The sequence below is a fragment of the Sinorhizobium sp. 7-81 genome, assembly GCF_030124405.1.
Lineage (GTDB): Bacteria > Pseudomonadota > Alphaproteobacteria > Rhizobiales > Rhizobiaceae > Sinorhizobium > Sinorhizobium psoraleae.
Window position 1 is genome coordinate 175,226 of sequence record NZ_JASKLT010000005.1, and the last position, 18,504, is coordinate 193,729.

At 62.7% G+C, this 18,504-nt stretch carries 18 protein-coding genes; 10 read left to right on the plus strand and 8 right to left on the minus strand.

Annotation, left to right across the window (positions count from 1 at the left end):
- Window positions 1–61 precede the first annotated feature (61 nt).
- The 3 genes from QN224_RS18675 to QN224_RS18685 form a co-directional block, all read right to left on the minus strand.
- Window positions 62–823: an amino acid ABC transporter ATP-binding protein gene (locus tag QN224_RS18675; RefSeq protein WP_283977896.1), complete on the minus strand. Its 762-nt coding sequence runs from the start codon at window positions 821–823 to the stop codon at window positions 62–64.
- Window positions 820–1,479, minus strand: coding sequence for an amino acid ABC transporter permease (locus QN224_RS18680; protein WP_173508672.1), 660 nt, complete (start codon window positions 1,477–1,479; stop codon window positions 820–822). The genes QN224_RS18675 and QN224_RS18680 overlap by 4 nt, the downstream gene beginning before the upstream one ends.
- A 313-nt stretch (window positions 1,480–1,792) precedes the next feature.
- Window positions 1,793–2,566: an amino acid ABC transporter substrate-binding protein gene (locus QN224_RS18685; protein WP_269284408.1), complete on the minus strand. Its 774-nt coding sequence runs from the start codon at window positions 2,564–2,566 to the stop codon at window positions 1,793–1,795.
- 277 nt (window positions 2,567–2,843) lie between these two features.
- Here QN224_RS18685 and QN224_RS18690 point away from each other — a divergent pair, with 277 nt between their 5' ends.
- The 4 genes from QN224_RS18690 to ispG all read left to right on the plus strand — a co-directional run bounded on the left by QN224_RS18690 (window position 2,844) and on the right by ispG (window position 6,682).
- Window positions 2,844–3,626: a DeoR/GlpR family DNA-binding transcription regulator gene (locus QN224_RS18690; RefSeq protein WP_283977897.1), complete on the plus strand. Its 783-nt coding sequence runs from the start codon at window positions 2,844–2,846 to the stop codon at window positions 3,624–3,626.
- The gene (locus QN224_RS18695) at window positions 3,623–4,009 is read left to right on the plus strand and encodes a VOC family protein (RefSeq protein ID WP_283977898.1); all 387 of its coding nucleotides are present in this window, start codon (window positions 3,623–3,625) and stop codon (window positions 4,007–4,009) included. Before QN224_RS18690 ends, QN224_RS18695 begins: the two co-directional genes overlap by 4 nt.
- A 32-nt stretch (window positions 4,010–4,041) precedes the next feature.
- Window positions 4,042–5,235: an MFS transporter gene (locus tag QN224_RS18700; protein ID WP_283977899.1), complete on the plus strand. Its 1,194-nt coding sequence runs from the start codon at window positions 4,042–4,044 to the stop codon at window positions 5,233–5,235.
- 193 nt (window positions 5,236–5,428) lie between these two features.
- A complete protein-coding gene (ispG, locus tag QN224_RS18705) occupies window positions 5,429–6,682 on the plus strand; it encodes a flavodoxin-dependent (E)-4-hydroxy-3-methylbut-2-enyl-diphosphate synthase (protein ID WP_173508676.1) in 1,254 nt (417 codons plus the stop codon).
- A 9-nt stretch (window positions 6,683–6,691) separates the two neighbouring features.
- Here the strand turns inward: ispG and QN224_RS18710 are convergent, their stop codons facing one another.
- The 3 genes from QN224_RS18710 to QN224_RS18720 all read right to left on the minus strand — a co-directional run bounded on the left by QN224_RS18710 (window position 6,692) and on the right by QN224_RS18720 (window position 9,627).
- On the minus strand, window positions 6,692–7,330 hold the full coding sequence (locus QN224_RS18710; protein WP_283977900.1) for a LysE family translocator: 639 nt from the start codon (window positions 7,328–7,330) through the stop codon (window positions 6,692–6,694).
- A gap of 324 nt (window positions 7,331–7,654) precedes the next feature.
- Window positions 7,655–8,710 (minus strand): histidinol-phosphate transaminase, encoded by a 1,056-nt coding sequence (gene hisC, locus QN224_RS18715; RefSeq protein WP_283977901.1) that lies wholly within the window; start codon window positions 8,708–8,710, stop codon window positions 7,655–7,657.
- Between the two features lie 5 nt (window positions 8,711–8,715).
- Complete coding sequence (locus QN224_RS18720) at window positions 8,716–9,627, minus strand: polyprenyl synthetase family protein (protein ID WP_283977902.1); 912 nt, start codon at window positions 9,625–9,627, stop codon at window positions 8,716–8,718.
- A gap of 310 nt (window positions 9,628–9,937) precedes the next feature.
- Between QN224_RS18720 and mtgA the strand changes: the two genes are divergently transcribed.
- From mtgA to rpmF, 3 genes are all read left to right on the plus strand, one after another.
- Window positions 9,938–10,639 carry a monofunctional biosynthetic peptidoglycan transglycosylase gene (mtgA, locus tag QN224_RS18725; RefSeq protein ID WP_283978049.1) on the plus strand — a complete coding sequence of 234 codons (702 nt, stop codon included), beginning with the start codon at window positions 9,938–9,940 and terminating at the stop codon, window positions 10,637–10,639.
- A 76-nt stretch (window positions 10,640–10,715) separates the two neighbouring features.
- On the plus strand, window positions 10,716–11,363 hold the full coding sequence (locus QN224_RS18730) for a glutathione S-transferase family protein (protein ID WP_283977903.1): 648 nt from the start codon (window positions 10,716–10,718) through the stop codon (window positions 11,361–11,363).
- 176 nt (window positions 11,364–11,539) lie between these two features.
- Complete coding sequence (gene rpmF, locus QN224_RS18735) at window positions 11,540–11,725, plus strand: 50S ribosomal protein L32 (protein ID WP_012067326.1); 186 nt, start codon at window positions 11,540–11,542, stop codon at window positions 11,723–11,725.
- Between the two features lie 221 nt (window positions 11,726–11,946).
- Here the strand turns inward: rpmF and phaR are convergent, their stop codons facing one another.
- Together phaR and QN224_RS18745 are read right to left on the minus strand one after the other, a co-directional pair.
- Window positions 11,947–12,525 (minus strand): polyhydroxyalkanoate synthesis repressor PhaR, encoded by a 579-nt coding sequence (gene phaR / locus QN224_RS18740; protein WP_136505331.1) that lies wholly within the window; start codon window positions 12,523–12,525, stop codon window positions 11,947–11,949.
- A 19-nt stretch (window positions 12,526–12,544) separates the two neighbouring features.
- Window positions 12,545–12,751 (minus strand): hypothetical protein, encoded by a 207-nt coding sequence (locus QN224_RS18745; protein WP_173508681.1) that lies wholly within the window; start codon window positions 12,749–12,751, stop codon window positions 12,545–12,547.
- On the opposite strand from QN224_RS18745, the gene QN224_RS18750 reads away from it, so the two are divergent.
- From QN224_RS18750 to QN224_RS18760, 3 genes are all read left to right on the plus strand, one after another.
- Window positions 12,750–13,931: an acetyl-CoA C-acetyltransferase gene (locus tag QN224_RS18750; RefSeq protein ID WP_283977906.1), complete on the plus strand. Its 1,182-nt coding sequence runs from the start codon at window positions 12,750–12,752 to the stop codon at window positions 13,929–13,931. The two genes, QN224_RS18745 and QN224_RS18750, sit on opposite strands and share 2 nt — an antisense overlap.
- Window positions 13,932–14,109: 178 nt before the next feature.
- Window positions 14,110–14,835 (plus strand): beta-ketoacyl-ACP reductase, encoded by a 726-nt coding sequence (locus tag QN224_RS18755; RefSeq protein ID WP_283977907.1) that lies wholly within the window; start codon window positions 14,110–14,112, stop codon window positions 14,833–14,835.
- A gap of 697 nt (window positions 14,836–15,532) precedes the next feature.
- On the plus strand, window positions 15,533–18,499 hold the full coding sequence (locus tag QN224_RS18760) for a helicase-related protein (protein WP_283978050.1): 2,967 nt from the start codon (window positions 15,533–15,535) through the stop codon (window positions 18,497–18,499).
- Window positions 18,500–18,504 lie beyond the last annotated feature (5 nt).

Genomic DNA, 18,504 nt, shown 5'->3' on the forward strand with positions numbered 1-18,504 from the left:
CTGCCGGAAACGGTCCAGTCGTTGGCCCTGCCTTCGATTGCGCTGAGGTCGCCTGGATCGCTCAGATATCGTACCTCATCGGTGCACTCAGCGAGGCGATGAACTTCTTGGTGCGTTCCCGTTCCGGCGTCGAGAAGATCTTTCGCGGCGGTCCGCTTTCCACAACGATGCCGCCGTCGAGGAAGATCACGTGATCGGCGACGCGCGAGGCGAGGCGGAGGTCGTGGGTCGCCATGATCATCGTCGTGCCTTCGCGCGCTAAGCGGCTCAGGACTTCCACCACTTCCTCGGCGAGTTCCGGATCGAGCGCGGAGGTCGGCTCGTCACAAAGAAGAACACGCGGCGAGGGGGCGAGCGCGCGGGCGATAGCGACGCGCTGCTGCTGACCGCCGGAAAGGGTCGACGGCCAGGCATCCGCCTTGTGCGCCATGCCGACCTTCTCCAGGAGTTCGAGCGCGCGGGTGCGGGCACGGTCCGCCGGCCATTTGAGGACAGTCACAAGACCCTCCATCACGTTGCCGAGCGCGGTCTGATGGGGAAAGAGCTGGAAATTCTGAAAGACCATGCCGGTTTGCCGGCGCAGCTTTTGGATCGCCCGCCAGCCGACCGTGCGGTGAGGCGCGAACTCCAGCCGTTCGTCGCCAAGCCGGATCGCGCCATGTGTCGGGATCTCGAGCAAGTTGACGCATCTGAGCAACGTGCTCTTGCCGCCGCCGGAAGGGCCGACCAGCGCCGTTACCGTGCCTTCGGCCATCGTGACGCTGATTCCCTTGAGCACCAGGTTGGTGCCGAAGCGCTTTTCGATGTCGGTGAGTTCGATCATGCGCGTGCCTCCAGGAAGCCGCCGTAGCGGGCGAAGCGGCGCTCCAGCCTCACCTGCAGGGCCGACAATACGGAGCTCATCGCAAGATAGATCAGCGCCGCCTCGATATAAAGGATCAGCGGTTCATAGGTGGTCGCGACGATGCGCTGCGCCGTCTGGAAGAGTTCGGGTACCGTAATGGCTGCGGCGAGCGAGGTGTCCTTCACCAGCGAAATGAAAGTGTTCGAGAGGGGCGGGATTGCGACCCGGGTTGCCTGCGGCAGGATCGTCCGGCGCATCACCTGACTCCAGCTCATGCCGATCGAATAGGCCGCTTCCCACTGGCCGCGCGGCACGGAGGAGATCGTTGCGCGGATGATTTCGGACGTATAGGCACCGATGTTGAGCGTGAAGCCGATCAGGGCAGCGGGGAAGGCATCGAGCAATATGTTCATGCTCGGCAGGCCGTAGAAAATGACGAAGAGCTGGACGAGGAGCGGCGTTCCGCGGATCACCCAGACATAGAACCGCGCCACGGCGACGAAAGGCGCTGGTGCAAAGAGCCGGACGAGAGCGGTGACGAGGCCCAACACCAGGCCGAGGGCGAAGGAAAGCAGGGTCAGCGGGATCGTGAAGATCAACCCGGCCCAAAGCAGGGTCGGCAGCGATTCCGCCATCAGGGGAAGCCAATGAAGCCAGTTGGGCAAGGGAAAGCCTTTCAAAAAAGCGCGATCCGCTCCGGGGTCGGAACGGACCACAATTCATAAAGCAGGATGGGGAAGGGTGTGAAGCCCGCATTCCATGCAACTACCCGGTCGGACCCCTCCCGGCCCTGCGGGCTGCCCCTCTCCTCGGGTTTAACCCGAGGACTAGCCCTCTCCCCGCAGGCGGGGAGAGGGGACTAAGGCGACGTGGCATACACCTTCGCCCCGCTTACGGGGAAAGGTGCCGGCAGGCGGACGAGGGGCCGATCCGGCGGCCTTCCACACGTTACTTCGAGACGTCGGCGCCGAAATATTTCTGCGAGATTTTGTCGTAGGTGCCGTCGGCCTTGATTTCCGCAAGCGCCTTGTTGATCGCAGCCAGCAGGTCCGGCTCGTTCTTGCGGATGATGATGCCGGAATAATCGGCATCGGCCTGTTCGGCGGCGATCTTCACGTTTGCGTCGGGCTTCTGCTTCTTGAAGTCAAGGAAGGACAGGCTGTCGTTGATCGTCGCATCGGCGCGGCCGGTCAGCACCAGCTGGATCGACTGGTCGAAACCGTCGGTGCCGACGAGCTCGGCGCCCGAGGCCTCGGCGAGCTTGCCGAAGTTGCTGGTCAGCGACTGCGCGGATTTCTTGCCTTTCAGATCGGCGAAGTCCTTGATCTCCTCATTGTCGCCTTTAACGATGAGGACCGCCTTGGAGGCGATATAGGGTTCCGAGAAATCGTACTTCTTCTTGCGCTCTTCGGTGATGCCGACCTGGTTGATGACCGCATCGTAGCGGTTGGCGTCGAGGCCGGCGATCAGGCCATCCCACTTGCCTTCGAGGAATTCGGCCTTGACGCCAAGACGCTTGGCGACCTCCTGGCCGATCTCGACATCGAAGCCCACCAGCGCGCCGCTGGCATCGTGATAGGTGAAGGGAGCATAGGTGCCCTCGGTGCCGATTTTCAGAACGCCGGCAGACTTGATCTGCTCGAGGTTCGATTGCGCATGGGCCGGCACGAAGGCGGCGATTTGCAGAATGGCGGCAGCGAAAAGCGTCGGAAAGAGTTTCATTGTCTTGTTTTCCATCTTTCTTGTTCTCCGGCCCGTCGTCCGGATTGTGGCGAGATTCGCATAAAACCCGGCGCATCTGAGCGCATAAAACACCAATTCATCTGGCTTTCGATGAAGATTTTTCCTTGAACCGGTCGAAATCTCACTGAAAACACTCCTGTCGGAAAATGTGCTCGACCATTCGAAGTTCCGCCGGCGCAAGGCAATTGAATTTTCTGCGAAAGGCTGGTACTCACGTTTCAACCGATTAATGCACGTTTATGCACGATTGTGAAATATGGCGACGGACCTGCTGCTGCGCGAGAGAAAATCCCTGATCCAGGAACGGCTGAAAACAGACGGCCGTGTCCTTGCGGCCGATCTTGCGCGCGAGTTCGGGGTGTCGGAAGACACGATCCGTCGCGATCTGCGCGAGATGGCTGCGGCTGGCCTTTGCGAGCGCGTCTATGGGGGAGCTTTGCCGCTCGCTCCGATGACGGGGTCGCTTCGCCAGCGTGCCTCTTTCGCGCCGGAACGGAAGGCGGCGCTCGCCCGGGCCGCGGTCGGATTCATCCGGCGCGGCATGACGGTGTTTCTCGATGCGGGTTCGGCCAATCTGGCGATCGCCGAGGCGATCGAGCCGGATCTCTCGCTGACGATCGTCACCAATACGCCGCTCATTGCCGCCGCCTTGATGGAGAAGCCGGGCGTGGAACTTATTCTTGTCGGCGGGCCGCTAGACCGCGCCGTCGGCGCGGCGGTTGGCGCGCGGGCGCAACGGGATGCCGAGCTTCTCCGCCCCGACCTCTGCATTCTCGGTGCTTGCGGCGCCGACGCGGAAGCGGGACTCACAGCCTTCCATTTCGAGGACGCGGCATTCAAGCGTCTCATCGCGTCGAGGAGCCGATCGGTCCTCGCTGCCATAACGAGCGACAAGCTCGGAACGGCCGCGCCACACGCCGTCATCGGCATCGAGGCGGTGACGACGCTGGTTATCGAGGCCGATGCGCCCGAGGCTGAGATCACGGCCCTCCGCGCGCGCGGAGCCGATGTCGTCCTGGCGAAGGGGCCGGGCCGATGAATGTCGCGCATATCGCTCTCTGGACGACGGACATCGACCGGCTCGCCGCCTTCTGGGCCGAACTCTTTGGCGCCGAGGCCGGCGAAATCTATGAAAGCCGCCGCCGTCCCGGTTTCCGCTCTCGTTTCCTGACGCTTCGGAGCGGGCCTTCGATCGAAGTGATGGAGGGGCCATGGCTTGCTCCCCATGACGCGGCGACGGTAGAGCGTGCAGGCTATGCGCATGTTGCTCTTTCGCTGGGCAGCGGCGAGGCAGTGGACGACATGGCGGAGCGAGCAGACGGGAAGGGCATGCTCGTCTCGAAACCCCGATGGACGGGTGACGGCTTCTACGAGGCCGTGATCCGCGATCCCGACGGCAATCTCATCGAAATCACCATTTGAGCCGGACGGATCCGGCTGCGGGAAGGTTACTCATGGATCAGCGCACGCAAACTGCCTCTCAAGGCATCGTTCGACAAGGCTACATGTCGAAAACCCGGCTCGCCGTGTCGCTCCTGTTCCTGATGAACGGGTTCGTCACCGGCAGCTGGGCCCCCAAGATTCCGGAATTCAAGGACCGGCTCGGGATCGGCGAGGGCGTGCTTGGCCTTCTGATCCTGGTGTTCGGTATCGGCTCGCTGGTGCTGATGCCGATTGCCGGCGGGTTCATTGCCCGCGTCGGTTCGCAGAAGGTGGTGAAGGTCACCGCAATCATTCTGTCGCCGCTGCTCCTGCTCTTGACGCTGGCCCCGAATGTCTGGACGGCGGCGATCGGCATGTTCCTGCTCGGCGGCTTCGTCGGCGCCATGGACGTGGCGATGAATGCCAATGCGGTCGAGGTCGAAAAGTCGATGCGCCGCGCGATCATGTCCTCCTGCCACGCCTATTGGAGTCTCGGAGGGTTGATCGGCGCCGGCATCGGCGGCTTCCTGATGGCGCGCTTCGGCATTCTGCCGCACGTGCTTGTCGTCACGGTCCTTAGCATTCTGGTTCTGGCTATCGCCTGGCCGATGATCCTTGCCGACCAGCCTCATCCGGCGGCGGCGAAGGAGAAGCTGCGCCTGCCGCTCACGCCCCTGCCCTGGCTGATCGGTATCATGGCCTTGTTCTCGATGGTGCCGGAAGGCACGGTGCTCGATTGGGGCGCGCTCTATTTGCGCAACGAACTCGGCGCCTCGGTCGAACTCTCCGGCTTCGGCTTTGCCGCCTTCTCCGCAACGATGGCCGCGATGCGGTTTGCCGGGGACCATGTCCGCGATCTGCTCGGCGCGAAGCGGACCTTGCGTATCTGCACGGTCACGGCGCTTGTCGGCATTGTGCTTGCGGGCCTCGCGCCAAATGCGTTGGTCGCAATTCTCGGCTTCGCTATCGCCGGCATCGGCATTTCCAACATGGTGCCCATAGCCTTTTCGGCCGCCGGCAACATGCCGGGGCTGCAGCCCGGCATCGGTCTCTCGGTCGCGACGTTCATGGGCTATTCCGGCATGCTCTTCGCCCCCTCGCTGATCGGCTTCGTGGCCGAGCATACCGGCTTCGCGATCATCTTCATGTCCGTTCCGGCTCTCTTCATCGTCGTGCTGCTTCTCTCGCACCACGCCGTCCATGCGGATCACGGGAAAGGACATTAGATCACGCGGGATGCCCGGAAAGCCGAGTGCGCTTTCCGGATGCTGAGGTGGCGGCCGTGCCATCAATTCGCCGTCAGCGCATGATGTTGCCGTTGACAAGCAAGCATTCCTTCGCCACCTGAAAGGCGAAAGCGGTGGAGCGGGTCTCCGTCCGCATTCCGCCGCGACAAACGGACCCCAAGAAGAGGCCTCCATGTCTTCTGCCTTCGATTTCGAGCCACAGCCGCGCCGCGCTTCCGTCGCCGTCGATGTCGGCGGCGTGATCGTTGGCGGCGGCGCGCCGGTCGTCGTCCAGTCGATGACGAATACGGATACGGCCGACGTCGATCAGACGGTGGCGCAGGTGGCAGCGCTTCACAAGGCCGGTTCCGAGCTGGTGCGCATCACGGTCGATCGCGACGAAAGTGCAGCGGCGGTGCCGAAGATCCGCGAGCGGCTGCTGCGCCTCGGCATCGACGTGCCGCTCGTCGGCGACTTCCATTACATCGGCCACAAGCTCTTGGCAGATCATCCGGCCTGCGCCGAGGCGCTCGCGAAATACCGCATCAATCCGGGCAATGTCGGTTTCAAGGACAAGAAAGACAAGCAGTTCGCCGAGATCATCGAGATGGCGATGCGCTACGACAAGCCGGTGCGCATCGGCGTCAACTGGGGGTCGCTCGATCAGGAGCTGCTGACGCGGCTGATGAACGAGAACCAGGCAAGGGGCTTTCCGCTGACGGCGCAGCAGGTGACGCGCGAGACGATCGTGCAGTCGGCGCTGCTCTCGGCGGAGCTGGCCGAAGAGCTCGGCCTGCCGCGCAACCGCATCATCCTTTCCGCCAAGGTTTCGGGTGTTCAGGACCTGATTGCCGTCTATGCGATGCTCGCCGCCCGTTCGGACCACGCGCTCCATCTCGGACTTACCGAAGCCGGCATGGGAACGAAGGGCATCGTCGCTTCCTCCGCCTCGCTCGGCATCCTGATGCAGCAGGGCATCGGCGACACGATCCGCATTTCGCTGACCCCGGAACCGGGCGGCGACCGCACCCGCGAGGTGCAGGTGGCGCAGGAACTGTTGCAGGTCATGGGCTTCCGCCAGTTCATTCCCGTGGTCGCCGCCTGTCCCGGATGCGGCCGCACCACCTCGACGGTGTTCCAGGAGCTTGCCCAGAAGATCCAGGAGGATATCCGCGCAAGCATGCCGGTCTGGCGCGAGAAATATCCGGGCGTCGAGGCGCTGAAGGTCGCCGTCATGGGCTGCATCGTCAACGGACCCGGCGAAAGCAAGCATGCCGATATCGGCATTTCGCTTCCGGGAACCGGCGAGACGCCGGCGGCACCCGTCTTCATCGACGGCCAGAAGGCGATGACGCTGCGCGGACCGAAGATCGCCGAGGAATTCCAGCTTCTCGTCGCCGACTATATCGAAAAGCGCTACGGCCGCGGCCAGGCGGCCGCGGAATAGCCCGAACAATCAGAGTCTCGCCGTCAGCAGCTTCAGGCCGGCAAAGGCGAAGAAGCCTGCCATCAGGCTTTCGATCACGCGCCGCGATTTGAGATAGGCGCGGTGGACCGGCGAGAGCGAGAAGACGATCGCGAAGCCGCAGAAGGTCACGAGCCCGATCAGCATGCAGCCGCCGATGAAAGCGGCAGTAACGCCGACCGGCGCCCCTTCCGGCATGCCGAGCGAGACCAGCATGATCCAGGCAAAGATCGCCTTGGGATTGGTCAAGTGGATGCCGAGTCCCTTGAGATAGAGCTTTTTCAACGACATCTGCAGCGGAATGCGAAGCGCTGCCTGTGACTTGCCGCGCATCGCCGCCCTGAGGGCGTTGTAGGCGAGCCAGAAGAGGTAGCAGGCGCCGGCGATCTTCAGGACGATGATCGCCTGTCCATAGGTCCGGATAAGCGCCGAGAGGCCCGATGCTGTCAGCATCGCCCAGGTATAGCTGCCGCTGAGCACCCCGAAGGCAAGCGCGAGACCGGCCTTTCGCCCCTGGCTGACCGACGTTGCGATGATCGCCAGCACCGCCGGACCCGGCGACGCGACCGCGATGACATAGGCGGTCCAGGCGACGAGAAGCTGCGGCAGATAGGGCGTGAGGTCGAGCATGGCGCGGCGTCCGTCTGTGGTTCGGGCGAACAGTAGCCGAGGCTTCCGTGGATGCCAACTGGAGCGGGTCTCAAACCCGCTACCGCTCGGGCTGCGGGCGGGAAAAGGCGCGCTGTGCCATCCCCCTCATCCGGCCTGCCGGCCACCTTCTCCCCGCAAGCGGGGCGAAGGGGACTCGCGGCACCCGATCACCCGCTCTCGCCAACAGGCCCGTAAACGGGGGGTATGCCGCGCGACCAAGTCCCTTCCCGCGTGCAGGGGAGAGGGTCAGGCAAAACGAGCCGTTCGCCTGTTGGCGCTGTCCCGTCCGATCCAGATTCAGTCTCAGAGAATCTCGTCGAGCGCCGCGACCAGCCTTGCGCATTCCGCGTCGGTGCCGATGGTGATGCGCAGGAAGTCCGCAATTCGCGGCTTGGCGAAATGGCGCACGATGACCGCCCGTTCGCGCAGCTTCGCGGCCAAGGTTCCCCCCGCATGTTTCGGATGACGGGCGAAAATGAAATTCGCCTGGGAGGGAAGGACCTCGAAGCCGCGCGCTTCGAGCTCGCCTGTCAGCTTCGCCCGCGACGCTACGATCTTGCGGCACGTCGCCTCGAACCACGCCTCGTCCCTGATCGCGGCGGTGGCGCCAGCCTGGGCCGCCCGACCGAGGGGGTAGGAATTGAAACTGTCCTTGACGCGTTCCAGCCCCTCGATCAGCGGGCGCTGGCCGATCGCGAACCCGACCCGCAAGCCGGCAAGCGCCCTGGATTTGGAAAAGGTCTGTACGACGAGCAGGTTGTCGTATTTTGGCACGAGCGCGGCCGCGGATTCGCCGCCGAAATCGATATAGGCCTCGTCGATCACCACCGGCTGGTCAGGGTGGTCGGCGACCAAAGCTTCGATCTCGGCGAGTGGCAGGCCGATTCCCGTCGGAGCATTCGGATTGGGAAGGATGATCGCGCCCGCGGGGCGGCGGTAGTCGGCGATGTCGATGCGGAAGGCGACGTCGAGCGGCACCTCGATGGCGTCGATGCCGAAGAGGCCCGCATAGGTCGGATAGAAGCTGTAGGAAATGTCCGGATAGAGAAGCGGCTTGTCGTGCTTCAGGAATGCCGCGAAGGCGTGGGCCAGTACCTCGTCCGAGCCGTTGCCGACGAACACTTGCTCGGCTGCTACGCTAGATCGTGCGGCAATCGCTTGCCTGAGGTCGAGCGCGAGCGGGTCCGGATACAGCCTGAGATCGGCGCTGGCGGCCCCCCGGATCGCTTCGATCACCTTTTCTGAAGGCGCATAAGGGTTTTCGTTGGTGTTCAACTTGACGAGGTTCGCCATGCGCGGCTGTTCGCCCGGAACGTAGGGTTTCAGCGTGGAGACGATCGGCGACCAGTATTTGCTCACGGGGCTCAGCTCTTGCGGTTGGCGATGAAGCGCGCGGTTTCGGCCAATATGGCAGAGCGCGCGCCATAGGGGGCAAGCAGATTTCCCGCCTGTGCCACCAGTTCCTCGAGTTCACGCTCGGCCCAGGCCTGGCCATGAAGGGCAACGAGCGTACCCTTGCCGCGCGCGGCGTCCTTGCCGGTAGCCTTCCCCATCGCCTCCGCATCCGCCGTCAGATCGAGCAGGTCGTCGGCGAGCTGGAAGGCGAGGCCGATCTTGTCGCCGAAGGCGCGCAGCCGCCGCCGATCCTCGTCTGACGCATCGGCGATGATCGCGCCCGCCTCGCAGGCGAAACGGATGAGCGCCCCGGTCTTCATCGCCTGCAGCGTGACAATGCCGGCCTCGTCCGGCGCCTTCTTCTCGGCTGCGAGGTCAAGCGCCTGTCCGCCGGCCATGCCGCCGTGCCCGGAGGCACGCGCTAGCGCCAATATCAGCGCCGTCTTCTGCCCGTCGGAAAGCGGCGTTTCCGGCGCGGCGATGATGTCGAAGGCGAACGTCAGCAAGCTGTCGCCGGCCAGAATGGCGGTCGCCTCGTCGAAGGCGATGTGCACCGTCGGCTGCCCGCGTCTCAAGTCGTCATCATCCATCGCCGGCAGGTCGTCGTGGACGAGCGAGTAGCAATGCACGCATTCGAGTGCGGCGCCGATCCTGAGCGCCGCGTCGGCGTCGCCGCCGAGAAGCGCGGTGCATTCGCTCACGAGAAAAGGCCGCAGCCGTTTGCCGCCGTTGAGCACGCCGTGGCGCATGGCGGCAAGCAGGTTCGCGGGGCGCGCAATTTCATCGGCGCCGACGACCGGCCCCAGAAGCTTGGAAAGCAGCTCTTCCACCGCAAGCGCATTGGCCTTCAGGTGAGCGGAAAAGGATGATGTCTCTTTCATGCAGCGCTCTTTGGCATGCGCAAGAGGAGCTTTCAACGGGCATTCGCGTCGCAGGTCCCTGCATGATTCCTTAAATCGGAATCGATTTAAGGACAAAATCACCCAGCACTTCAAAGTGCTACAGCGATCTCAGCGCGTCCGATTGGACGCAGCGCTGTAGTGCTTTGCCTGGGATGAGTGTGCCAGCGACTTGCCTTTTGCCAGAAAGACCATTCAACTTTGCTTGCCCATGAAATAAGAGAGGCGGATGGACAAAGAGGTGGACAGTCAGGGCATGGACGTTGTTCCGGAAGCGTTGGAGGAGAGCGGGATGTCCACCAGTCGCTGGTCCGCCACATGGCGGACGAGGAGCCGCCGTCTCGTTCTTGCCGTCCTTTCCCTCTTCGTGTTGCCCTATGTGCTGATCGTCTTCTACCTGCTGGACTTCGTGCATCCGGTCTCGACGCTGATGCTGCGCGATCTTGTGCTCCTGCGCGGCTATGATCGGCAATGGGTAGAGTTCGACGACATCGCGCCGGTGCTCGTTCAGTCGGTGATGGTGTCTGAGGATGGGCAGTTCTGCGCCCATGCCGGGATCGACTGGAACCAGATGCGCGGCGTCGTCGAGGATGCGCTGGACGGTGAGCAGACGCGCGGCGCCAGCACGATTCCGATGCAGACGGTCAAGAACCTTTTTCTCTGGAATGGCCGTTCCTTCGTCCGCAAGGCGATGGAACTGCCGCTCGCGATCGCGGCTGATTTCGTCTGGAGCAAGCGGCGCATGATGGAGATCTACCTGAACGTCGCCGAATGGGGCGACGGCATCTATGGCATCGAGGCCGCCGCGCGGCACCATTTCGGCGTTTCGGCGGCGAAGCTTTCGCGCCGCCAAGCCGCCCTGCTGGCGGTGTCGCTGCCCAACCCGATCGACCGCAATGCGGGCAAACCCGCACGGGGCCTAAGGCGGCTTGCATCTGTCATCGAGCGGCGCGCCAGCCGCTCCGGCGGTTACATCACATGCCTTTATGACTGAGATGACAGCAATTCATTGGTCTCGCTGTCGCCGATGTGGCAAGCCTGCCACCTGAAAGCAGGTGGGAGACACGCAGATGACCAAGCTCGTCCTTTATGTCGGCAACAAGAACTATTCCTCCTGGTCGCTTCGACCGTGGCTGGCGCTGGAAGCCTGCGGGGTTCCGTTCGAGGATGTCGTCATTCCCTTCGATTTTCCTGCCGGAAATCCGCGCTTCCGTGAGATTTCGCCGACGGGCCGTGTGCCGGTGCTCCATCATGGCGATGTCCGTGTGTGGGAATCGCTGTCGATCATCGAATATGTGGCGGAACTTTTCCCCGAGGCCGGTCTCTGGCCCGAGAAAAGGGAAGATCGCGCCCGCGCTCGCAGCTATTCGATGGAAATGCTCTCCGGCTTCCGCGCTCTGCGCGGCGCTTGCCCGATGAACATCCGGCGCCCGAGAAAGGCGATTGCGCTGCCGGAGGGGGTCGCGGCCGACGTCGCCCGGATCGAGGAAATCTGGCGGGAAGCAATCGCCCGCTCCGGCGGACCGTTTCTCTTCGGTCGTTTTACCGCGGCGGACGCGATGTTTGCCCCGGTTGTCAACCGTTTCGACGTCTACGAACTGGTGACCGCGCCCGGCACTCTCGCCTATATGGATGCCGTCAAGACGCACCCGGCCTTCCGCAAATGGGAGGAAGCGGCGAGGGCCGAACCCTGGATCGTGCCGGAGGACGAAGCCTGACCTGACGAGGAGCGGGCGGGCGCTCCGTTCCCGTCTCGAATCGAAAATTTGTGTACGGGGACTGGTCAAACTGCGGTCGGCCATGTATAAGCGCGCGAAATTCCGAGATCGACATCTGTTTGACCCGGCCATTTTCGGCTGCTGAACAGTGTTTTGCCCGATAAGTGGAGAATGAAATGGCTGTACCGAAAAGAAAAACGAGCCCGTCCAAGCGTGGCATGCGCCGTTCCGCTGACGCCCTCAAGGCTCCGACCTACATCGAAGACAAGAACTCCGGCGAACTGCGCCGTCCGCACCACATCGACCTGAAGACCGGCATGTACCGCGGTCGCCAGGTTCTGACGCCGAAGGAAAGCGCATAAGCGCTGCCGTTCGCTGATGAAGTTCAAGGGCTGGCTTTGCCGGCCCTTTTTCTTTGGCGCGCATCTCCGCCTTGGCGCACGCACGAAATCCGGAGGGAGCCCACCGGCCGCCGCCGTATTCCCGCTTCTCATCTCTTGGAAATCGCCCCGTTCGCGATTTTGGACCGTTGATCCCGGCTCTTCGCGATCCGGGTGTAACGCTTCGATCGGGCGCCGGGAGGTCAGCCGAGATTGTCGAGCTTCGTCTGAAGGGCGCGCAATTGTTCCTTGAGCTCGTCGATATCCTTCGCCTCGGCCTTTTTCGTTTCCTTGGCCGGCGGGGCGGCCATGAAGGGCGAGAACATCTGCATGGCCTGGTGGAACATTTCGGTGTTCCGCCGCACCTGCTCCTCGACCAATTGCAGCGGCACCTGCAGGTTCTTGCCAAGCGGCGTGTCGCCGAACGCCTTGTTGATCTGCTCGCGCATCTGCGCCTGCTGTTCGGTGAAGGCCTGCATCGAGTGTTCGAGGTAGCTCGGCACCACCATCTGCATCTGGTCGCCGTAGAAGGAAATCAGCTGGCGCAGGAAGGAAATCGGCAGAAGCGTGTTGCCGGTTTTCGATTCCTGCTCGAAGATGATCTGCGTCAATACGGAGTGGGTGATGTCTTCGCCGGACTTGGCGTCCTGCACCACGAATTCCTCACCCTTCTTTACCATCACGGCCAGGTCGTCGAGGGTCACATAGGTGCTGGTGCCGGTATTGTAGAGGCGCCGGTTCGCATATTTCTTGATAACGATCTGGCCTTCGTTCTTCGCCATCAGGGTCTCCTCTTACCCATCATCCCGTCTTTATTGTATTTTTCAGAGTATCCGCAAAATCGAGGCTCTGACAATCTCTTTGTGCAATGCGGCGACGCACGTGCGAAATATGGTGCTCGCGCGAAGCGTGAAGCTTTTGCGGCAGCGCATCAAGGCGTTTGACTTGCGCTCCAGGCTTTGCCAGTCTGCTTGCATCAGGCAAACGAAATATGAGGAAACGTCCCATGAGCAATCCCTCCGTCGTGATCGCCAGCGCGGCTCGCACCGCCGTCGGGTCCTTTAACGGTGCCTTCGGCAACACAACCGCGCACGAGTTGGGTGCCGGTGTCATCAAGGCGGTGCTCGAGCGGGCGGGCGTCAATGCGGCAGAGGTGGACGAGGTGATCCTTGGCCAGGTTCTTCCCGCCGGCGAAGGGCAGAACCCGGCGCGTCAGGCCGCGATGAAGGCGGGCATCCCGCAGGAAAAGACGGCTTGGGGCATGAACCAGCTTTGCGGTTCGGGCCTGCGGGCCGTCGCGCTCGGCATGCAGCAGATCGTAACTGGCGATGCGGATATCATCGTGGCCGGCGGCATGGAGTCGATGTCGATGGCGCCGCATTGCGCACACCTTCGCGGCGGCGTGAAAATGGGCGACTTCAAGATGATCGACACGATGATCAAGGACGGCCTGACGGATGCCTTCTACGGCTACCACATGGGCATCACCGCCGAGAACGTCGCGCGCAAGTGGCAGCTTACCCGTGAAGAGCAGGACGAATTCGCGCTTGCTTCGCAGAACAAGGCCGAAGCCGCGCAGAAGGCCGGTCGTTTCGCCGACGAGATCGTGCCCTTCATCGTGAAGACTCGTAAGGGCGATGTGACGGTCGACCAGGACGAATATATCCGCCATGGCGCGACGCTCGATTCGATGGCCAAGCTTCGCCCCGCCTTCGACAAGGAGGGAACAGTGACCGCCGGAAACGCGTCCGGCTTGAACGACGGCGCGGCCGCGACGCTCTTGATGACCGAAGCGCAGGCGGAAAAGCGCGGCATTCAGCCGCTTGCCCGCATCGTCTCCTGGGCAACGGCCGGTGTCGATCCGCAGGTCATGGGTACCGGGCCGATCCCCGCTTCCCGCAAGGCGCTGGAGAAGGCCGGCTGGTCGGTCGGCGACGTGCAGCTTGTGGAAGCGAACGAAGCCTTCGCGGCACAGGCCTGTGCGGTCAACAAGGACCTCGGCTGGGATCCGTCGATCGTCAACGTCAATGGCGGTGCTATCGCGATCGGCCATCCGATCGGCGCTTCCGGTGCCCGCGTTCTCAACACGTTGCTCTTCGAGATGAAGCGGCGCGGCGTTTCCAAGGGCCTGGCCACCTTGTGCATCGGTGGCGGCATGGGCGTCGCCATGTGCGTCGAGCGCCTGTAACCGGCCGCAATAATATGCAGCAGGCCGGCCGAACAGTTTTCCGGTGCATTTGCCGGTCTTCCGGCCTGCTGTCCCTATGTGACATCCGCGAAATTGATCGAGCACATGTGGCCCGTCTATGCCGGGCCGCGTGCGGATTACCTATGCAAAACTGAAATCAACCTTGTGGGAGGCGAGCATGAGCAGGGTAGCGTTGGTTACGGGTGGATCCCGCGGGATCGGTGCAGCCATTTCGGTGGCTTTGAAAACGGCGGGATACAAGGTGGCTGCGAACTATGCCGGCAACGACGAGAAGGCTCAGGCCTTCAAGCAAGAGACCGGCATCCCCGTCTACAAATGGGACGTCTCCAACTATCAGGCCTGCGCCGACGGTATCGCGCAGGTGGAGGCCGATCTCGGGCCGGTCGACGTTCTCGTCAACAATGCCGGCATCACGCGCGATGCGATGTTCCACAAGATGACGCCGGAACAATGGGGCGAAGTGATCAGCACCAATCTGACCGGCCTCTTCAACATGACGCATCCGCTCTGGTCGGGAATGCGTGACCGCGGTTTCGGACGCGTCATCAACATCTCCTCGATCAACGGCCAGAAAGGGCAGATGGGCCAGGCGAATTATTCCGCGGCGAAGGCGGGCGATCTCGGCTTCACCAAGGCGCTGGCGCAGGAAGGGGCGGCAAAGGGAATCACCGTCAACGCAATCTGCCCCGGCTATATCGGCACGGAGATGGTCAGGGCCGTACCGGAAAAGGTGCTCAACGAACGCATCATTCCGCAGATCCCCGTCGGGCGTCTCGGCGAACCGGAGGAAATCGCGCGCTGCGTCGTGTTCCTCGCATCGGACGACGCCGGTTTCATCACCGGTTCGACGATTTCGGCCAATGGTGGCCAGTTCTTCGTCTGACAAGGGCGACACAAAAACACATCATCTCGCGCGGCGCCCTTTGGGGCGCCGCATTTGTTTTCTGACCGCAGGCAGGATCGCTCGACCAAATGTTAACAGCGCCGTTGCGCGGTGTTCGGATTCAAAAAATCGAGCCATGATTCTATTGTGCCGAAGGCACCTGAGCCCCTATATGTTGTGGTGAACAAAACGGGAAAATGGTCGTGTCAGCGATTCGTCGCCGATTCGTTCCGGCTTTGGTCGAAAGGTTAATCCGACGATTCTCATTCCTTGATTCGCCGAGTCCGCAGACGAATCCGGGTTAAAATTTTCTAAACTTTCCAGAGTCTTGGATTCGGAATCCTTGATGGCGATTAACGATCTGGAAGGAAACATTAACGCCGCCGAGGGCTTCGGTTTGCACGATGTTCCAGCAGATTCAGCATGTGGTGCGACTCTTGTTCTGGCGAACTACATGTAGCCGTGAACATACAGTGAATCGGCGGGAGTCAGCGATTCGTCGCTGATTCGTTCCACCGCTGTTCCAAATGTTAATGTGGAGGCACGAAATATGCCTCCCGGAGGAGGCCGTAAGTGGTTTTAATTGCCCGCGCCCCTTGCGTTTGCCCCGGAGCGTGGGCATGTGTTCCCCGCCGGCACGCGAAGGCGCGCCGGCTCGTTGAGAATGCCCGGGATCGATGAAGTGTCCTTTCAATCCATGATCCTGAGTGGTCGCGGCGTGACCGCGGTGCTCGGGCCAACCAACACCGGCAAGACACACTATGCGATCGAGCGCATGGTTGCGCATGACAGCGGCGTCATCGGTCTGCCGCTGCGTCTGCTCGCGCGCGAGGTCTATACGCGTCTCGTCGAAAAGGTCGGCCACCATAACGTCGCGCTGATCACCGGCGAGGAGAAGATCACGCCGCACCGCGCGCGCTATTCGGTCTGCACAGTCGAAGCCATGCCGCGAGAGACGACGGCGTCGTTCGTCGCAATCGACGAGGTGCAGCTTGCCGCCGACCTGGAGCGTGGCCACATCTTCACCGACCGCCTGCTGCATCTGCGCGGCCGCGGGGAAACGCTGCTGCTCGGTGCCGCGACTATGCGGCCGATTCTCCAGCAGCTGCTGCCGGGGATCACGATCATCGAGCGCCCGCGCCTGTCGCAGCTTCTCTATGCCGGGTCGAAAAAAATCACCCGGCTCCCGCATCGTTCCGCAATCGTCGCTTTCTCGGCGGACGAGGTCTATGCGATCGCCGAGCTAATCCGGCGGCAGCGCGGCGGCGCCGCCGTCGTGCTTGGGGCGCTGTCACCGCGCACCCGCAACGCCCAGGTCGCGCTCTATCAGGAGGGAGACGTCGAGTACCTGGTGGCGACCGATGCCATCGGCATGGGACTCAATCTCGACGTCGATCATGTCGCCTTCGCGCAGGACCGGAAGTTCGACGGCTATCAGTACCGGAATCTCAACCCGGCAGAGCTCGCCCAGGTCGCGGGGCGCGCAGGCCGGCATGTGCGGGACGGAACCTTCGGCGTCACCGGACGCGTCGATCCTTTCGAGAACGAACTCGTGCATCGCATGGAGTCGCACGAATTCGATACCGTCAAGGTCTTGCAATGGCGCTCCAAGGCGGTCGATTATTCCTCGCTGAAGGCGCTCAAGAAAAGCCTCGAGGCGGCCCCCGCTGTTGCCGGCCTGACGCGTGCGCTTCCGGCCGTCGATCAGCAGGCGCTGGAGCATCTGATGCGCTATCCCGAGATCGTTGACGTCGCGACGACGGCCGAGCGGGTCGAGACGCTCTGGGAAGCCTGTGCGCTGCCCGACTACCGGCGCATAACGCCGGCGCAGCACGCCGACCTGATCTCGACGATCTACGCCGATCTCATTCGCGAGGGCACGGTAAACGAAGACTTCATGGCCGAGCAGGTCCGCCGCGCGGATCACACCGACGGCGAGATTGACACACTTTCGGCGCGAATTGCGCAGATCAGGACCTGGACCTATGTGTCCAATCGGCCCGGATGGCTTGCCGATCCGACACACTGGCAAGAAAAGACGCGGGAAATTGAAGATCGATTGTCCGACGCGCTACATGAAAGGTTGACGAAACGCTTTGTTGATCGCAGGACATCTGTGCTCATGAAGCGCCTGAGAGAGAATGCGATGCTGGAAGCTGAAATCAGTGTGAATGGTGATGTCTTCGTCGAGGGACACCACGTAGGCCAATTGACCGGGTTCCGGTTCACGTTGGCGGCCGGTGGCGAGGGGTCGGATGCGAAGGCCGTCCAGGGCGCTGCCCAGAAGGCGCTTGCGCTTGAATTTGAGGCGCGGGCCGCCCGCCTGCACGCGGCCGGCAACGGTGATCTGGCGCTTTCGTCGGACGGCCTCGTGCGCTGGCTCGGCGATCCCGTTGCGCGGCTTACCGCCAGCGACCACGTCATGCGTCCCCGCGTCATTCTACTGGCGGACGAACAGCTCCAGGCCAATGCCCGCGAGCATGTGCTGGCCCGGATCGAACGGTTCGTCAATCACCATATCGGCACGGTGTTGAAGCCGCTTGACGACATTTCCCGGGCGGAGGACCTCGAAGGTCTCGCGAAGGGCCTGGCCTTCCAGCTCGTCGAGAATCTCGGCGTGCTTTTCCGTCGCGACGTCGCCGAGGAGGTGAAGTCGCTCGACCAGGACGGTCGCGCGTCTATCCGCAAATATGGCGTTCGCTTCGGCGCCTATCATATCTTCCTGCCGGCTCTCTTGAAGCCGGCGCCGGCGGAGCTGATCACGCTGCTCTGGGCATTGAAGAATGATGGGCTCGACAAGCCGGGCTACGGCGAACTCATTCCGATGCTTGCCGCCGGCCGTACCTCTGTCGTCACCGATCCGTCGTTCGAGCGGACATTCTACAAGCTCGCGGGCTTCCGATTCCTCGGCAAACGGGCTGTGCGGATCGACATCCTCGAGCGGCTCGCCGATCTCATCCGCCCGTTGCTGCAATGGAAACCCGGCGTCGAGCCGCGTCCGGAAGGCGCCTATGATGGCCGCCGCTTCATGGCGACGACCTCGATGCTGTCCATTCTCGGCGCAACGCCGGACGACATGGAAGAGATCCTCAAGGGACTTGGCTATCGTGCCGACAGCGTGACCGCCGAAGAGGCGGCTGCGTTCCTTGCAAGTCAACGCGGCGAAGTGGCCTCGTCGGAGACTCCGGCCGAAAGCGTCGAGACCGAAAGCGCCGATGCGGATGCAAAGCCGGAGGGCGAACCGGCCGATGCGGAACAGGCGGACGCTCCGGCAGCGGAAGCAACCGGCGACGTACCGGCTGAAGCAAGTCAGGCGGAAGAGCCTGCCGAAGCCAAGCTCGTGCTCCTTTGGCGTCCCGGCACGCGCCAGGACAACCAGCGTCAGGGCGGTCGCCATCAGGGCGATCAACGCCGCGGCGGCCAGCGTCACGGCCAGGGCGAAGGCAGGGAAGGTGGCCGCAAGGGCGGAGCGCCCATGCGCGGCAAGGCACAGGAGAGCAGACCGGCTGGCGGCCAGCGCAAGGATCGGCCCGACCGGCATGATCGGGGCGGCAAGCCGGGCGGCCAGAAGTTCGAGGGACGCCCGCCGCGCAAGGAAAAGCCGCTGGATCCGGATTCGCCCTTTGCCAAGCTTGCCGCTCTCAAGGAGCAACTGAAAAAGTAGGAATG

Excerpts from the sequence above, each read along its gene's own strand:
- QN224_RS18695 (WP_283977898.1), top strand. The coding sequence starts at position 3,623 with ATGAATGTCGCGCATATCGCTCTCTGGACGACGGACATCGACCGGCTC.
- QN224_RS18720 (WP_283977902.1), bottom strand. The coding sequence starts at position 9,627 with ATGAAAGAGACATCATCCTTTTCCGCTCACCTGAAGGCCAATGCGCTT.
- QN224_RS18680 (WP_173508672.1), bottom strand. The coding sequence starts at position 1,479 with ATGGCGGAATCGCTGCCGACCCTGCTTTGGGCCGGGTTGATCTTCACG.
- rpmF (WP_012067326.1), top strand. The coding sequence starts at position 11,540 with ATGGCTGTACCGAAAAGAAAAACGAGCCCGTCCAAGCGTGGCATGCGC.
- mtgA (WP_283978049.1), top strand. The coding sequence starts at position 9,938 with ATGTCCACCAGTCGCTGGTCCGCCACATGGCGGACGAGGAGCCGCCGT.
- QN224_RS18710 (WP_283977900.1), bottom strand. The coding sequence starts at position 7,330 with ATGCTCGACCTCACGCCCTATCTGCCGCAGCTTCTCGTCGCCTGGACC.
- phaR (WP_136505331.1), bottom strand. The coding sequence starts at position 12,525 with ATGGCGAAGAACGAAGGCCAGATCGTTATCAAGAAATATGCGAACCGG.
- QN224_RS18675 (WP_283977896.1), bottom strand. The coding sequence starts at position 823 with ATGATCGAACTCACCGACATCGAAAAGCGCTTCGGCACCAACCTGGTG.
- QN224_RS18755 (WP_283977907.1), top strand. The coding sequence starts at position 14,110 with ATGAGCAGGGTAGCGTTGGTTACGGGTGGATCCCGCGGGATCGGTGCA.
- QN224_RS18750 (WP_283977906.1), top strand. The coding sequence starts at position 12,750 with ATGAGCAATCCCTCCGTCGTGATCGCCAGCGCGGCTCGCACCGCCGTC.
- QN224_RS18760 (WP_283978050.1), top strand. The coding sequence starts at position 15,533 with ATGATCCTGAGTGGTCGCGGCGTGACCGCGGTGCTCGGGCCAACCAAC.
- QN224_RS18690 (WP_283977897.1), top strand. The coding sequence starts at position 2,844 with ATGGCGACGGACCTGCTGCTGCGCGAGAGAAAATCCCTGATCCAGGAA.
- QN224_RS18730 (WP_283977903.1), top strand. The coding sequence starts at position 10,716 with ATGACCAAGCTCGTCCTTTATGTCGGCAACAAGAACTATTCCTCCTGG.
- QN224_RS18685 (WP_269284408.1), bottom strand. The coding sequence starts at position 2,566 with ATGAAACTCTTTCCGACGCTTTTCGCTGCCGCCATTCTGCAAATCGCC.
- QN224_RS18745 (WP_173508681.1), bottom strand. The coding sequence starts at position 12,751 with ATGGGACGTTTCCTCATATTTCGTTTGCCTGATGCAAGCAGACTGGCA.
- QN224_RS18700 (WP_283977899.1), top strand. The coding sequence starts at position 4,042 with ATGGATCAGCGCACGCAAACTGCCTCTCAAGGCATCGTTCGACAAGGC.
- ispG (WP_173508676.1), top strand. The coding sequence starts at position 5,429 with ATGTCTTCTGCCTTCGATTTCGAGCCACAGCCGCGCCGCGCTTCCGTC.